This window comes from Candidatus Liberibacter africanus PTSAPSY (assembly GCF_001021085.1).
Lineage (GTDB): Bacteria > Pseudomonadota > Alphaproteobacteria > Rhizobiales > Rhizobiaceae > Liberibacter > Liberibacter africanus.
In genome coordinates this window covers 784,732-800,165 of sequence record NZ_CP004021.1, presented here as the reverse complement: position 1 = coordinate 800,165, position 15,434 = coordinate 784,732, and the positions used below count along the sequence as shown (strand labels likewise).

Below are 15,434 nucleotides of genomic sequence, written 5' to 3'. Positions count from 1 at the left end.
ATCTATCTTCATCCATAGGATATTTTATAATAAAAAAATATCCAAGAAATAGATCAAACCTCCCATTAACAATATCTCAATTGCAAAATATGCAGGTAGAACAATGCAATAAAGATTGTTCTCAACCATTAGAACGACATTCTTTTAGAACAATGACCGCACGACGATTTTTCTCATAAGCATTCTCATCATGACCAGATACATCAGGCATTTCTTTTCCGTATGAAGTAACCTTCATACGAGATACACTAATTCCTCTAGCTAAAAAATAATTAAAAACTGCATACGCACGGTTAAGTCCCAACGCAATACTGCTATTACGAGAACCTTGTTCATCTGTATGGCCCTCTATAATAAAATCACAATCATATTTCTCAAGCCAAGATCCTAAACTAGATAATACTTGAATATCTGATGGACGAACGGAATATGAATTGATATCGAATAAAATACGATCACCAGACATGGGAAATGTCTTCTGTAAAGGATCGCTATATGATACTACACTATCAGAAGATGTCTTCATATCAAAACCATTATTGTTTTCCGACGAACCTATGACAGTCATTGCCGACAAAATACTGAAAATAGCAATATATTGCATATAAACCCTTTCTTATCCTTATCCTTATCCTTATCCTGTTCAATATAAATCGATTGTTGAACAAAAATATTAAGCTTTGACAATAAAGAATAAACTAATAGTAAATCCACCTAGTCTGCAGATGCTACCCAATGTGGATCTAAAGCATATTTAGGCGTATTGATTAATATCTCATTACGACCATTTAAATCAATTGAATATAGCTTTGCGCCTATATCATCGTTCTTTTTACGGGAAAACATCAACGAACGACCACTAGGAGACCATGTAGGATATTGTAAATTAGAATCCTCCACTAATATACGCTCTTGTGATCCATCTTTTTTCATCACCCCAATTGCAAATTTCCCTTGATGAAATTTGGTAAAAGCTATCAAATCACCTCGCGGAGACCAAGAAGGATCAAAGTATGATGCCTCACCATCTTGCGAAATACGTTGTTGATTTGATCCATCTGACTGCATTACATAGATTTGTTGTGTGCCGCTCATATCACTTTCAAAAACGATTTGTGCAGAATCTGGCGAGGCAGAAGCAGATATATTAACAAACAAAGTATTTGTTAAACGCTTAGCAGCATTAGAATACAAATCCACACTATAAATATCAATTGCACCTTCTTTTTGCACACTCACAATCATGCGATTACCCTTTGGGAAAAAAGAAGGAGAAAGAACCATACCCCGGAAGTTTCCTATCCTCTTATGAGCTCTGTCAATTCTAACATCCATTAAATAAACTTTTAGGATATCTTCGTCGTCATAAGACGTATATGCCACTTTCTGCAGTTTAGGGGAAAAGTGTGGAGACAAAAGAATCTGATCCTTTTTAGGCATTAAATAGCGTACATTAGCACCATCTCGATCCATGACACATAAACTATCTTTTATAGTGCCACGAACGATATCCTCAGAAACGAATAAAACACGCGTATTAAAATCACTCTTTTCACCTGTAATATTCTGATATATCTCATCAGCAATGACATGAGCAATTTTTCTCCAATTAGCAGGCGAAGAAAAAAATTTCCTTCCTATGATTTGTTTGCGATCTTTAATATCCCATAATCGAAATTCTGTACGCAAACGATCTTTACCTTCTTTAATAACCCGACCTGTTATAACAACTTGAGCATCTATGCTTTGCCAATCCTGAAAACGCAGGACACTATCTGGATTAGTGATTTTTTGTTTGAAAGAACTTTGGGAAATAAGATTAAACACATCAGACCCTTGCAAATCCTTTGTTATAATTTCTGATAATTTACCTCCTAAATCATCAACAGACACGAATTTAGTCACCGCAATAGATGCCGGCGAATAATCAGAAATATTGGTATTAACTCGTACTAAAGCATGTGCTGGAGTAGCAAAACACCCGACAAGCAATACTAATAATAAACAAAGATTGATCTTCATATTCAGTTCCTTAAATTATAGAAAATCTCAAAAACAAATTCCCTTCCACTTTCATAAAACAAAGCATATACATAAAAAAGATAGATACTTATACTACATTCTTGAAGGCACAAAATTAAGAACAATATTGCGCCAATCCTTGTAATAATTTGGAGAAAGAAGAAAGGCTTGCGATTTCATAACAGCTTTTCTTGCATTTTCTCTTAATATTCTACGAACTAATTCTGTTCCACCTATTACGTCAACATGAATATTCCCAATCACTAAACCTTTTTTATTCAACTGAAATCGCATCTTAACCTGCAATGTTTTAAATTTCTTGAAATCAGAAGGAATATTCCAATTCTCTATAATTCTATTGCGCACAACACTTATTGCATTCTGAGAAAAAATTTTATTACTTTGCCTTATCCCAGATCTGGGTAATGCTCCTTTTCCTTTCTTGTCAGATCTTATAACACTCTCGATACTTTTCTTTTTTGCAGAAGGTGTTCCTGCCTTATTCGTCATTTTGATATCTTGTGGTTTCTCAAAACGAGGCGATGTAATAACTTCTGATACTTCTTTAGATTCTTGTCCTCCTTTATTAGGAAAATTCTTCATCCCATCTTCAACAGCGTCAATATTCCTCTGATCGGGCAATATAACACCATTTTCTTCAACAATATTCTTCTTACTTTCCTCTTTTAAGGAAGGAGTTTGCTTTTTTTCTCTTTTTCTCGTATCGTCGTTGTATTTACCAGAATGAAAATCTTCATTATAAATATTGCGCACAGCAAACATCTCATTTTGCGAAACCGGAATGAATAACTTAATATTAAAACTAAAATACAGTAATAATAAGAATACAACGTGCAATATCAGCGATATAGCAAGACCATTCTCTAAACGCACAGCTTATCATCCTTTTAATTTCGAACAAGGAAACTAACGTTTCTATATCCACTTTTCTGGACATTCAACAAGACATGCATTATTGTCCCATAAGATGCATCACTTTCTCCTTTAATCAAGATGCATTCGTTGAATTTACCATTCTGCAAAAATTCTATTTTTTGGGCGATTTCATTCAAGGAAACCTGCTTTCCTTGTATACGAATCTCTCCATTTTTATTCACATCTATTATAATAGTATATCTATCGATATCAAGATCTAGAATAAACCCTGACCTTGGAATAAGAATCATAATATTTCCAATTAAAATCATAAATAAAATCAGAGCCAATCCTATTAAAGAGATATATTGCAATTGGCTGTTCATTATTCCGCCAGGCACTACGGAATTACGATTTCCTTTTCTTCTACTGCGTATTTTTCTCATGCTGACTTGGTTTTGTGTATTTATCATCAACCCATTTCTCAAAAATAACTACAGTGCGCTTAGGAAATTATATTGTTTTCAGTTTGTCGAGAGAGGATTGCCGAAAACTCATCAGCGAATCCTTCCATTTGCACTGAACACTTTCTTGAATCTGCCATGAACTTATTATACGCTATAGAAGACGGTATAGACACACAAAGACCGAAAAGAATACATATTAAAGATTCTATTATTCTCGGAACAGCAACGGCTATATTGGGATGATATCCTGCAATACTTTCAAAAAAACCCATCATGCCTAAAACCGCCCCTAAAATACCTATAAGCAAACTGCTTGAAGATATATTCCCAAGAAAACTCAATCGTTCTGTTATATCTTCCAATTCGCGAGCGATAGCTACATCCATCATACGATCTATACGATCTTGCATTCCAATAGGAGAACGTGCTCCTTTTTCATAACTTTTCTTCCATTCTCCCATAGCAGACATAAATATTGCAGCCAGCCCAATATTTTGACGATCTTTTAATAATTTACACAATGCTTCCAACGATTGTCCCGACCAAAAAAGTTTTTCAAATTCTCTAAAATTACGACGAATCATAATAAAATTTACACTTTTTTGCACAATAATGCTCCAGCTATAAATAGAAAAAATAAGCAATAAAATTATAATACACTTAACCGCAAATCCTATTTGCATAAAAAAAGAAAAAATATTTATATCCATAATAGAAAATCCAAAATTATTAACGAATTTTTCCTGCAAGTACTGAAATCGAATTTATAACAATAGAACCTAATACCGCTTCTCAATATTTGCTTATCATATAAATCATTTTCTACCAATGCATCCATATAGATTTAATCAAAATTCCTCTATATTAATCAAAATATATTGTTATTTTCCAAGTTTTTGTAACATCACTTTCTGCCCAAAAATAGAAAATCACCGTCAAATAAAATTATAATATATTTTATAATACAAAAAGTCGATCGCACACGTAAAAGACACAAAAAATAACGTAGTTTACTTTTTCTTTCCACAAGGAAATCCCACCATGTCATGAGGAATATTAATACCAAGATGTTTCCAAGCACTGGGCATTAAAATCCTTCCTCGTGGTGTACGCTGAATAAATCCCTGTTGTATCATATAAGGCTCTATCAAATCCTCTATAGCATCCCGAGGTTCAGAAAGACCAGCAGCAATAGTATCTATACCAACTGGACCACCTTTAAAATTATGAGCAATCATTGTCAAATAACGCAAATCAAGTTGGTCAAACCCCATTTTATCTACTGATAAACGAATTAACGCTGCATCTGCTATTTCCTTCGTAATAGTTTTAGCATGCGCAACCTCAGCAAAATCTCGTATACGACGCAATAGTCTTCCAGCAATACGTGGAGTTCCTCTAGAACGCATGGCAATCTCATATGCCGCATCATCTGTAATAGCCAATCCTGTTAATTTAGCACCTCTATGCACTATTACTTTTAAATCTTCTATCTTGTAGAAATTTAATCTAACAGGAATGCCGAAACGATCCTGCAAAGGATTGCTAAGCAAACCAACTCTTGTCGTAGCCGCTATGAGTGTAAAACGTGATAGGTTGATTTTTACAGAACGTGCCGAAGGCCCCTCTCCAACCATAAGATCCAGTTGAAAATCTTCCATAGCCGGATAAAGAATTTCTTCCACAACAATACTAAGCCTATGAATCTCATCAATAAACAAGACATCACGATCTTCTAAATTGGTAAGAAGCGCCGCAAGATCTCCTGCCTTTGCAATAACAGGCCCTGACGTAGAGCGAAAATTAACACCTAATTCTCTCGCAACAACATGCGCTAAAGTAGTTTTTCCAAGCCCCGGAGGACCTACAAACAACACATGATCTAACGCTTCAGAACGTGCTTTAGCTGCTTCTATAAAAACTTTGAGGTTGTAACATGCTTCAACTTGACCTGTAAATTCACCTAAAGTTCTTGGGCGCAATAAGGGAATATCAGCATCTTCCTGAAAAATCTTACCTGACAGCAACCCTTCACGATCCATCATTTTTGCTAATCTTCATAACTTTAATGTATAATGGGAATGATTTAACATGATATTTCTTTTAAAGCCAATCGAATAATTTGACTTGCATCAGTAATATCGTGATCCTTTTTAAGGACTAATATCACAGCCTCCGATGCTTTGTCTTGACTATAACCTAAATTAACTAATGCAGATATAGCATCAATCGCAACTGCAGACATATAATTTTCTTGTGATTTTTCTTTATTCAAGCAAGAAACATCTTTCTTATCTATAGAAACCGCCTTGCCCTTTAGCTCTACCATAATGCGATTGGCTACTTTTGTCCCAATACCCGGAATTCGATCTAGAACTTTACTATTTTGCAATATTATAGATTCTATCAACTCTGTTGTTGTAATATGAGATAACACACCCATAGCAACCCTTGCCCCTACTCCTTGCACACTTTGCAATAACAAAAACCATTTCCGCTCTATTTCAGATAGAAATCCAAAAAGTCGAATTTGATCCTGTCGTACGTGCGTCTCAACAAATAAAGTACAAAAATCTCCTATATTGCCAAGACAAGATAATGTACGAACTGGACAGTAGATCATATAACAAACACCTTGTACGTCAACCAATACATAATCCTCATACAAGCCTTCAATATTGCCTTTGATTTTACCTATCATAGTTTTCTACTTTCTACTTACACCCATCACTTCATCTAAAACGAATCAATTGTGTAATGCAATTTTATAATAACCAGAATTAGCATGATGTGCATGACATACAGCGATTGCTAATGCATCAGCAGCGTCTTTCCCCTTAAATACGCTTCCCGGCATCAATATCTTTAACATCATATGGATTTGTTTTTTATCCCCATGACCAACGCCTATTACCGCTTTTTTAATGGTATTAGGAGCATACTCAGAAACAGGTATTCCAATGAGGGCAGGTGACAACATGGCTATTGCCCGAGCTTGACCGAGCTTAAGTGTCGCCACCGCATCTTTGTTTACAAAAACTTGTTCCACAGCCGCTTCTTCGGGTTTCCAATTATGAATAACATCAGTCAAACCCTCGTATAATTGGCACAAACGAGATGCAAGTGATTTTTTCGAACATGAAACAATTGTTCCAGAAGAAATAAAACTTAGATTATCCCCTGCAGCATCAACAATTCCCCATCCTGTCCTCCGAAGACCAGGATCGATCCCTATAATCCGAGTTGATTTACGTGTCACTTTAAAAATTTCCTCAAGAAATTGCAAATAAGCAGAAAATTTATGTTTTAATCAAGATAAGATAAATTCTTATATGAGCATATTTGACATTGAACAATTCTAAAAAACAAGAAAAATATTTGTTACACAATTAACTGCAATTCACCTCATTGAAAAAAATTAATTTATTTTGTATTACAGTATAAAGGTTCCGTAGCTCAGCAGGATAGAGCACCAGATTCCTAATCTGGTTGTCGCGCGTTCGAATCGCGCCGGAATCACCATTAAAAATTTAAATTGTTGATTTTACTATATTTTTTTATTATTTGATCTTATCCTTAAAAAGAGAACAACAACGTTTTACTTTTGCACGCCTCTTTCAACCTTCAACTCTCTTCTTCTGCACGATTTTATCGGTATACCAAAAGCCAAGGATACACGCAATAATCTCTTGTTCAAACGGAGTGAGAACAGCGATAGGACTTTGAACAATGAGATTCTCTTCCACGCACCATCAACTAATAACGGATAATTATAGTGATAGCTCCATTAACTATGGGCCAGTTTTATACGTATTTTAAAAAATTAGAACAGTTGATCTTTATACAAAAAATAAAGGCTAAAAACGAATATATAAAACAGCTAGCATTAACTTTAACCAAAAGGTTAAGAAGATTATTTTAAGTGTTTGATTATACTGATTTACAATTTAGTATTAATTTTACCATATCTTCTCATAACAGTTATATAAAAATCACCTATGTTATTACTAAAATAAAACTCCAAAATACATGCTCTAATCACCAATATTCTTATTCCTATTTAATAAGATATACAAAATCGGGAACTATTTGTTGATAAGATTTTTTCTTAAAATCAACAACTATATTAGGCGTATCCAATAAAGAAACCCAAGCCCAAGCATCAAATTCCGATTCATATCCAAATGATGTCCGATCAACACAAATCTCACTTGTTGATCCGTGAAATCGAAACGCAAACCATTTTTGTATTTGCCCAATATATCCATTTTTTCGTATATAAGATTTTGGAAAATCATACTTTACATATGAATCGGATTCTCCCAACAAAGAAACAGATTTGATACCTGTTTCCTCATATAATTCACGATATGCAGCGTCAAGGGAAGATTCTTGAGGATTTATACCCCCTTGTGGCATTTGCCACGAGCATGAGGATTTGTTTTTATCATTATGATGGCAAATACGACGTCCAACCCACACATGATTATTTGGACCTAAAATTAAAATTCCTACACCACGCCTATACAAATCTAACTTTTCTTTCAAAAAAAAATTTATTTACTTTATTCATCTATTTCATTTATTTATGAAGAAGGACGCGATGATTTAACTAAACACGATAAAGGAACAACTGATATATCGCTTCCATATTTTTGTTGTAACCATTGCGAAATTACTTCAATGCTCTCATCAAAAGCAACAGCTACACCAATAGCTTGCCCTGAAGTACGAGCAATTTCCTCTAATTCTTTTAATTTTTGCCCAATTTTATCACGATCTATCTGATCATCTAAATACAAATCAGCCACCATATAAGGAAGATTGAATTTCGAAGCTAATACCCTAGTAAGACTGCGACCTGAACTACCATCATCAAAAAACAACAATCCACGCTTAGAAAATTCTTTGAACATAACTTCTACAGAATCTTTATGCGATAATAACATTGCTCCACGATAATTCATAATACCGAAATAATCCATGCCACGATTCAAAGAATATCTTAATCGATCCAACAATTGCTGAGGTGTTTGCGTTACTTTTAAAGTATAAACATCATCCGCATTATCTGCTTCATTAAAAGCCTGCATAGGAATTTGTAAAATAGCCTCTTGTCCCTTTTTCTTAGCTTCTGTCATCCAACGATTCAAACTATTACCATTGGAGGCGAAAGCCAATGTGACGTTTGAAGGCAATAAATTAATAGCCCGTTGTGTTCCAGTCTGACTGATACCTAAACCAGAAACGACAATAGCAATACGCGCACCGCTAATATCAGGACAAACTCGCGTGTCTCTAATAGAACCTTTACTCTCTTTGTTTCCCATCTTATTCGTTGCTGATGCGTCTATAGGTACAGAAGGCAATAATCTCTCTTCTATCGTTGGCAAAGAATCTAACAAAGTAGATCTTTTCGGTTTATCAACGATTTTCTTGTCAGGAATTTTCTTGTCAGGAATAGTAGTATCCAATAGATCAATCTTAACTTGATCATTCACAGGTATGTTATCTTTCTTATCATCAATCTCAAGAGAATTTTTCGATGAAATAGGAATAATATCTCTAATAACAGAATATGGACTCACTTCTGCCATATCAACAAAATGGTTAGAAACAAAAATATAAATTGAAAAACCAATAATGAATGTACAAAAAAACAAAAAAAAGATCCTCTGAAAAACAATCTTTGAATAAAAAGAGTGTTTCTTAGACGTTTTCTTTCTTAAAGGATGGTTTAAATCGATACCCACAAACTTTTTACTTCATGCAAAGAGTTATTAATAATTACGAAAATGCTATAAATTACAAAACTTAACTTTTCTTCATTGGAAACATCCAAAATGAAAGCTACATCATCTTGATCATATCATGGGATTAGTAAGAATATGATAAAAAATACCCATTCCTGTTTTTCCAGAAAACAAGATATTTAAAAAAATAAAAAACTTACTAAATCTATAGATAATTTATTGTAACCAATGCTCAAATAAAATTAAAAATATTCACTAATAAAAAAATATATTGTCCACTCTTCAACCCCTGCAAATCATCTGGATTATAATACTAAAATATTTTTTTTCTGGTTAAAAAATTTTTTTTGCAATTATTTTAATCAGTAAATAATACATTTTTTGATAATTTTACAATACCCTAAAATTCCCTATTGCGCTTGCACTGTCATACACATAACAAAAACCATTGCTAAAAAAATATTTTGTTAAACAACGCTATCTATTCACCTATCATATAATAAAATAATTCACTGTTTTTTGAAGTATATTAAAAACAATAACCCAATACTCCTATGATTTAAATTATGAAAAAATATAATCGAAATTTATTTAATAAAATGAATTCGTGATTAAAAGTTTTTCAGAAATATCAATAACGGGATGATATACCTAATAATGCACTCTCTTCTATTAATCCGTTCATCAAACAATCTGGATGTCCATCATAAACAATTTTTCCTTCAGCGACAACAATAAACCGTGTTGCTATTTGTACAGCATCTTCCAAGTTATGAGAGACCATAAGTAAGGTCAATTGGCGTTCATCACATATTTTTTTCAACAACCCTAGTATTTCATTACGCAGTGCAGGATCAAGAGATGAAAAAGGTTCATCTAGTAATAAAATAGGTCTTTGACGAATAAAACAACGTGCCAAAGCAGCACGTTGACGTTGTCCTCCTGATATTTGCGAAGGGAATCTATTACAACAATCCTCAAGAAAAAATTTTTCTATAATCTGTTTAACTTGAGCATGCTGATAATTATCTAAACGCAAATTAGGTGTAATACCCAAAGCAATATTTTGCCAAACAGTTAAATGAGAAAAAAGATTGTTTTCTTGAAACAAGATGGAAAGAGGACGCTTAGCGGGTGGACTAAACGTATGATTTTGTTTGTTTAAGTACAGATTCCCTTGTGTTGCATATAGAAACCCTGCTATCAAAGAAAGCATAGTGCTTTTCCCTGCACCACTAGGACCTAATATTAGAATCCTTTCGTTTTGATCCGCCTTAAAATCAAAGTGCATCTTCATATTATCATAGGAATAAATCAATTGATTTACTTCAATCATACTCTTTCCTTGAAAAATATTCTAGTATACTGAACAAGCTCAAACAAAGTAATAGCAATAATAGTGTGGTAACAGCAGCATCACTATGATGGTAAGAACCTAATTGTTGATAAAGATAGTACGGTAAAGTACAAAAATTTTCATTTCCAAAAAGCATGATAATGCTAAAATCCCCTATTGAAAGCAAACAAGAAAAAGCAAAAGTTTGTGCCAAAAGGCGATTTAAAGCCTTGAATTCGATAATATATAGTCGAGTTATTCCTTTGATTTGCAACGCATCACACAATGCATTATATCGATCTGCTAAATCGTACATCGGATTCTCTAATATTTTTATCGCATAAGGAATGGACATTAAAGCATTAGTAAAAATTATCAAACTGTATGACGAAGACGTTAAATTAATAGTATTATTGAGTAACAAAAAAAATCCGATTGCCAACACAATACTTGGAATAGCTAGAATTAATAACTCATTTAATTCAAAAATATGATGGAAAAAATTTAAGCGACGCAAACGCAATTCGCGCTTAGTCCAAAGTAAAGTGACAGTAAAAATCATACACAATACACCAGCATTTATAGCAATATAAATCGAATTAAAAATAGCACTCCACAATCTAGATTGTTGTAATACTTGCAATAACATTGAATTTATACCATCAGTAATAATGGCCATTAAAGGAATAATGAAGAAAAAAGTTGAGCAACTAATAAGCAAAAAATCCCATAATTTTCTCCATAGATTATCGTCTATATTTTTCCATAGTAACTGTAAACTATAACCTGAAGAAAAAGAAAAATTAAATTTTTGATTTACTACCGCCAAACTTAAACAACAAAAAAGTTGTATTAGGGAAAGGAAAGCAGCCTTATTGAGATCAAAATCATAACTTAATGATTGATATATCGCTAATTCAATAGTGGTTGAAGCTGCCCCCCCTCCAAGCGTAAGCACTGTCGCAAAACTTGTAAAACATATCGTGAAAATCAAAGAGAATGTTGGTAAAATTTGTCTTCTTATATAGGGCCATTCAACAAAACGAAAAAAATTCCACTGATTCATGCTTAATTGTGCTGCAAGTTGACGTTGCTCGACAGAAATACTTGCCAGAGATTGTAGCAACATACGAATAGCTAACGGCATATTAAAAAACATATGTACCAACACAATACCCTTGAGACCATAAAGATTAAACTCGTAAGAAATATTTAAAAATCTACATAATTGAGAAATCCATCCCATCCGCCCATATACGGTAAATAAGCCCATAATCACCACTAATACAGGCAATACGAAAATCATATCATACAGCCGCAATAACAACATACGCCCTAGAAAATGACGTCTGAAAAGGGATTTTGCTATGAAAATCGCTGGAATAACTGATAATAAAGTAGAAAGTAATGCCTGCCAAAACGTAAAACCGATGACATGCCATAAATAACTATCCTCAATAAATTCTTGCCAATTTACTGAAGGCATGTATAACCATATAGAATATAAAACAAGAAAAATAATAGAGCTCAAAAAACCAAATACGACCATACCAGGCCAGAGATCTTTTCCTATGGATAACTGATAGCATTTTGCCATGAATAAATCCATTGATTGCGATATTTAATAATATCTTTTTCCTTAAGTTGAAGAGATTTTGTCGGCTTCTTTATTTTTCGATAAACTTCAGGCATAGAAACATCAATAACGGGATACATCCAATTAGTTGTTGACAAAAATTTCTGCGAAAATGGAGAAATTATAAATTGCATAAACTTTTGTGCCAATTGAGGATTCCGACCACTCCTCAATTGAGCGACCACTTCAACTTGTAAATAGTGACCTTCATTAAAGAGTACAGCACCGTAATTATCTTGTCCATCATTAAAAATATGAAAAGCTGGAGATGAACTATAACTAAGCACGAAATCACTTTCACCTTTTAGAAACAATCCATATGCTTCACTCCACCCCTTGGTAATAATTGCCGTTTTTGTAGCTATTTTTTTCCAAATTGCAGCACTTTTATCTCCATAAATTTTTTGTATCCAGAGCAATAAACCCAAACCTAATGTGCTCGTACGCGGATCTTGATAAATAATTTTCCATGGCTCTGTGCTGTTAATGAATTCATCGAAGCTTTTAGGAGGTTGAGTTATGTGTCTCTTGTCATAAATAAAAGCTAAATACCCATAATCATAAGGAACAAATACATCATCATTCCATTTTATTGGTAATTTCAATTGACTGATATCAATGTAACTTTTATCAAATAAACCAGTTTTCTTGGCTAAATCTATGAGATTATAATCTAATCCGAGCACAAGATCTGCAGGACTATTCTCTCTTTCGATTCTCAGTCTATTTAATAAATCTACTCCACCATTAAAACCAATTAATCTAAGTTCACAACCACATGTTTCCTCAAAGGCTAACTTGATTTTAGAGCCCATTCCTCCATGTGCAAAAAAAGAATTATATGTATAAACAGTCAATATAGGCTTTGCCTGCAAACCATCAAAAGTATAATAAGATGTTAAAGCAATGATCGTCGCACCCACTACCATTTGAACGAAAATTTTCAATTCCAATTTTCCTTTCATCCACCTCAAATCAAAAGGGGCTATTACAATAAATTACTTTCATATTTTTAGCCAACGGGACATGAGATAGATTCCTCTTAAATTTCTAGTAATACTCATTAGATGAACAAAAACCCGGAAAATAAGCAAAAATTCTTATGACCTATTAAAAATTTCAAATTACATGCATTCAAATACATAGGACTATTCGAAAGATATATTAATAATAATAATTTATCCTTTTCTAAAACATAAAATAATATTTAAATGCGTTACGCCCGATGAATATTTTCGAAAATACAAAATATATTTAAATCACCTACCATTTATAAAAAATTCAATAATCTTCAATGTATACAAGGGAAATAAAACAAGATATTTCTAAAAAAAAAATCTTGATGTTTTTATTCTTACTTTAAAAAACAACGTAGAAACCATTTACATGAGCGCATATTATGCCCCTATAGTTCTCTGATCAATCAAATACTAGTAAAATATAATCTATCTTTTCATTCCACATTTAAAATAAGATCAAGGCATCAATTAGAATTGATGCCTTGAAAAATCACTATATTTTTATTAAAAATCTTATACCCACATACTCTCTAAATCATATAGTTTTCGAGATTCTGGATGAAATATATGAACCATGACATGCCCAATATCAATCAAAATCCAGTTAGCTGTTAGCAAACCTTCAACACCAAAAACTTTAATTTTTTTCTTTTTGAGATAGGAAATCAAATTATCCGCCATAGAAGCCACATGTTTAGTAGATCTACCTGAAACGATGACCATGTTATCACATATTAAAGGGCGTGAAGACATGTTTTCTATATGGCATATATCCTCAGCCTTTAATTCTTTTAAACATTCTACGACCGTTGTAACACAAGAATCCGACTGATCTGATGTTTGTTGCTCTTTTTCTTTTATGTTTATTAACATGTTTCTTCCTTTCTCTATCTTATACTATTCAATAGCATATGAAAAAAATAACACTTTATTCCCCCCCTCTAATTATCTCAATTAAACAGTATTCTTATGCTATAAGAATTTTCTCGACACTTTAATTACCTAGAGTTGTATCAACGCTTATAATTAATTTATATAAAAACTATCATAAAATAGTTTATAAAACTTAATATGCATCTTTATGTTTTTAGACAAATATGATTACATACGGGAAATTTTTATGATCAATTTTTCATTATATTTTTTTCTGAGGTTACCATGTTTAAATCTATCAAATACACATTTTTTTTATTTTTCCTCTGTTTTAAAGCAGTTTTCCCTATAGATAATACCTCCCAATCTTTGACAATATATACTGATTACAATTCAAATATTTTGCTTCCTATCTTTCATACTTTTGAAGAAAACACAGGAACGAAAATCCATCTAGTATATAACTCTTCAATACAAAGAACCCATATAATTCAAGGGATACCTAATAATCATACACCAGATATTGTGATAACAAAAGACGCAAAATCTCTTGCTTTAAATGCAGATTTACTAAATAAAATTCCTTATGGCCTCATTAAAAAAGATTCTTTACACCTTACAAATGAACATAAAAAATTGATGAGAATATCTTATGATACTCAAGTACTTGCGTATTCTACTGAACGAATTAAAACTTCTGATTTACCTAAAAGTGCTCTAGATCTGACAAATAAAAAATGGAAAAAGAAACTCTCAATTGCCCCTAATAACATATCTTTTCAAAAATTTATCAATACAATGCAACAAACATCGACTGATTCCATAGTTCCCAATTTCATAGATAGCCTTATTGCCAATGAAACGAAAAAATACCAGCGGGATATTGATCAGATACAAGCGATAGAAAACGGAGAAGTTGACATTGCTTTGATTAATTCTTCTTCTCTTGTTTTTTTTAAAAAATACCATGACAAAACAACTGTTTCCCAAACTTCTTTTGCTGCGAATGACATTGGAAACGTATTTTGCTCTACGGTTGCTGGAATGGTGAAATCAACACCAAATAAAAGAATAGCAACGAAATTTCTCCGTTTTCTTCTATCTAATAGCGTACAACAATACATAACCACAGCAACCGGCGAATACCCAGTTATAAAAGAAATAATCACTGACCAGAAATTTAACAACCAAATTTATTTAAATAACATACACTCTGAATATAATCAGAAATTACCATATGATATCAAAGCAGTACGTCAATTATTGATTAATCGTAGTTTTATAAAAAATACAGGTTAATCCAATGCATAAGAGGCTCTATCCTCTTATACAAATCATAATAAACAAACAAAACCAATATGACTTCAAAACAACCTGATCTCAATAAATAGAGCATTATACCTCTATGATTTGAGATCTATTGCTTATACATAACTAAGAACAATAAGTGAT

16 protein-coding genes and 1 tRNA gene are annotated in these 15,434 nt (G+C 32.7%); 2 read left to right on the top strand and 15 right to left on the bottom strand.

Annotated elements, in window-relative coordinates; genetic code table 11:
* Nucleotides 1–121: 121 nt before the first annotated feature.
* The 8 genes from G293_RS03635 to ruvC all read right to left on the bottom strand — a co-directional run bounded on the left by G293_RS03635 (nucleotide 122) and on the right by ruvC (nucleotide 6,624).
* A complete protein-coding gene (locus G293_RS03635; RefSeq protein WP_047264348.1) occupies nucleotides 122–604 on the bottom strand; it encodes an OmpA family protein in 483 nt (160 codons plus the stop codon).
* Nucleotides 605–714: 110 nt separating this feature from the next.
* Nucleotides 715–2,022, bottom strand: a complete 1,308-nt coding sequence (tolB, locus tag G293_RS03630) for a Tol-Pal system beta propeller repeat protein TolB (protein ID WP_047264347.1) — start codon at nucleotides 2,020–2,022, stop codon at nucleotides 715–717.
* Nucleotides 2,023–2,115: 93 nt separating this feature from the next.
* Nucleotides 2,116–2,916: a hypothetical protein gene (locus G293_RS03625; RefSeq protein ID WP_047264346.1), complete on the bottom strand. Its 801-nt coding sequence runs from the start codon at nucleotides 2,914–2,916 to the stop codon at nucleotides 2,116–2,118.
* Between the two features lie 14 nt (nucleotides 2,917–2,930).
* Nucleotides 2,931–3,371 (bottom strand): ExbD/TolR family protein, encoded by a 441-nt coding sequence (locus G293_RS03620; protein ID WP_083965952.1) that lies wholly within the window; start codon nucleotides 3,369–3,371, stop codon nucleotides 2,931–2,933.
* 32 nt (nucleotides 3,372–3,403) lie between these two features.
* Nucleotides 3,404–4,075: a MotA/TolQ/ExbB proton channel family protein gene (locus tag G293_RS03615; RefSeq protein WP_047264345.1), complete on the bottom strand. Its 672-nt coding sequence runs from the start codon at nucleotides 4,073–4,075 to the stop codon at nucleotides 3,404–3,406.
* 300 nt (nucleotides 4,076–4,375) lie between these two features.
* Nucleotides 4,376–5,410: a Holliday junction branch migration DNA helicase RuvB gene (gene ruvB, locus G293_RS03610; protein ID WP_047264344.1), complete on the bottom strand. Its 1,035-nt coding sequence runs from the start codon at nucleotides 5,408–5,410 to the stop codon at nucleotides 4,376–4,378.
* A gap of 41 nt (nucleotides 5,411–5,451) precedes the next feature.
* Nucleotides 5,452–6,066, bottom strand: coding sequence for a Holliday junction branch migration protein RuvA (gene ruvA, locus G293_RS03605; protein ID WP_047264343.1), 615 nt, complete (start codon nucleotides 6,064–6,066; stop codon nucleotides 5,452–5,454).
* A gap of 45 nt (nucleotides 6,067–6,111) precedes the next feature.
* Nucleotides 6,112–6,624, bottom strand: a complete 513-nt coding sequence (gene ruvC / locus G293_RS03600; protein WP_047264342.1) for a crossover junction endodeoxyribonuclease RuvC — start codon at nucleotides 6,622–6,624, stop codon at nucleotides 6,112–6,114.
* 186 nt (nucleotides 6,625–6,810) lie between these two features.
* Between ruvC and G293_RS03595 the strand changes: the two genes are divergently transcribed.
* Nucleotides 6,811–6,887: transfer RNA gene (locus G293_RS03595), tRNA-Arg, on the top strand.
* 95 nt (nucleotides 6,888–6,982) lie between these two features.
* Here G293_RS03595 and G293_RS06015 read toward each other — a convergent pair.
* The 7 genes from G293_RS06015 to rsfS all read right to left on the bottom strand — a co-directional run bounded on the left by G293_RS06015 (nucleotide 6,983) and on the right by rsfS (nucleotide 13,982).
* A complete protein-coding gene (locus G293_RS06015; RefSeq protein WP_280136114.1) occupies nucleotides 6,983–7,111 on the bottom strand; it encodes a hypothetical protein in 129 nt (42 codons plus the stop codon).
* A 310-nt stretch (nucleotides 7,112–7,421) separates the two neighbouring features.
* Entirely contained in the window at nucleotides 7,422–7,895 is a 474-nt protein-coding gene (locus G293_RS03590) for an RNA pyrophosphohydrolase (RefSeq protein WP_047264715.1), read from the bottom strand.
* Nucleotides 7,896–7,951: 56 nt separating this feature from the next.
* Nucleotides 7,952–9,028 (bottom strand): divergent polysaccharide deacetylase family protein, encoded by a 1,077-nt coding sequence (locus G293_RS03585; RefSeq protein ID WP_244464366.1) that lies wholly within the window; start codon nucleotides 9,026–9,028, stop codon nucleotides 7,952–7,954.
* Between the two features lie 721 nt (nucleotides 9,029–9,749).
* On the bottom strand, nucleotides 9,750–10,454 hold the full coding sequence (gene thiQ, locus G293_RS03580) for a thiamine ABC transporter ATP-binding protein ThiQ (RefSeq protein ID WP_047264340.1): 705 nt from the start codon (nucleotides 10,452–10,454) through the stop codon (nucleotides 9,750–9,752).
* Entirely contained in the window at nucleotides 10,447–12,051 is a 1,605-nt protein-coding gene (gene thiP / locus G293_RS03575) for a thiamine/thiamine pyrophosphate ABC transporter permease ThiP (RefSeq protein WP_047264339.1), read from the bottom strand. Before thiP ends, thiQ begins: the two co-directional genes overlap by 8 nt.
* On the bottom strand, nucleotides 12,024–13,037 hold the full coding sequence (thiB, locus tag G293_RS03570; RefSeq protein ID WP_052775050.1) for a thiamine ABC transporter substrate binding subunit: 1,014 nt from the start codon (nucleotides 13,035–13,037) through the stop codon (nucleotides 12,024–12,026). The genes thiP and thiB overlap by 28 nt, the downstream gene beginning before the upstream one ends.
* Nucleotides 13,038–13,622: 585 nt before the next feature.
* Nucleotides 13,623–13,982, bottom strand: a complete 360-nt coding sequence (gene rsfS, locus G293_RS03565; RefSeq protein WP_047264338.1) for a ribosome silencing factor — start codon at nucleotides 13,980–13,982, stop codon at nucleotides 13,623–13,625.
* A 285-nt stretch (nucleotides 13,983–14,267) separates the two neighbouring features.
* Between rsfS and G293_RS05545 the strand changes: the two genes are divergently transcribed.
* Nucleotides 14,268–15,281, top strand: a complete 1,014-nt coding sequence (locus G293_RS05545; protein WP_083965951.1) for an extracellular solute-binding protein — start codon at nucleotides 14,268–14,270, stop codon at nucleotides 15,279–15,281.
* Nucleotides 15,282–15,434: the final 153 nt, after the last annotated feature.

Excerpts from the sequence above, each read along its gene's own strand:
- G293_RS03635 (WP_047264348.1), bottom strand. The coding sequence starts at position 604 with ATGCAATATATTGCTATTTTCAGTATTTTGTCGGCAATGACTGTCATA.
- tolB (WP_047264347.1), bottom strand. The coding sequence starts at position 2,022 with ATGAAGATCAATCTTTGTTTATTATTAGTATTGCTTGTCGGGTGTTTT.
- G293_RS03620 (WP_083965952.1), bottom strand. The coding sequence starts at position 3,371 with ATGATAAATACACAAAACCAAGTCAGCATGAGAAAAATACGCAGTAGA.
- G293_RS03615 (WP_047264345.1), bottom strand. The coding sequence starts at position 4,075 with ATGGATATAAATATTTTTTCTTTTTTTATGCAAATAGGATTTGCGGTT.
- ruvB (WP_047264344.1), bottom strand. The coding sequence starts at position 5,410 with ATGATGGATCGTGAAGGGTTGCTGTCAGGTAAGATTTTTCAGGAAGAT.
- ruvA (WP_047264343.1), bottom strand. The coding sequence starts at position 6,066 with ATGATAGGTAAAATCAAAGGCAATATTGAAGGCTTGTATGAGGATTAT.
- thiQ (WP_047264340.1), bottom strand. The coding sequence starts at position 10,454 with ATGATTGAAGTAAATCAATTGATTTATTCCTATGATAATATGAAGATG.
- thiP (WP_047264339.1), bottom strand. The coding sequence starts at position 12,051 with ATGGCAAAATGCTATCAGTTATCCATAGGAAAAGATCTCTGGCCTGGT.
- rsfS (WP_047264338.1), bottom strand. The coding sequence starts at position 13,982 with ATGTTAATAAACATAAAAGAAAAAGAGCAACAAACATCAGATCAGTCG.
- G293_RS05545 (WP_083965951.1), top strand. The coding sequence starts at position 14,268 with ATGTTTAAATCTATCAAATACACATTTTTTTTATTTTTCCTCTGTTTT.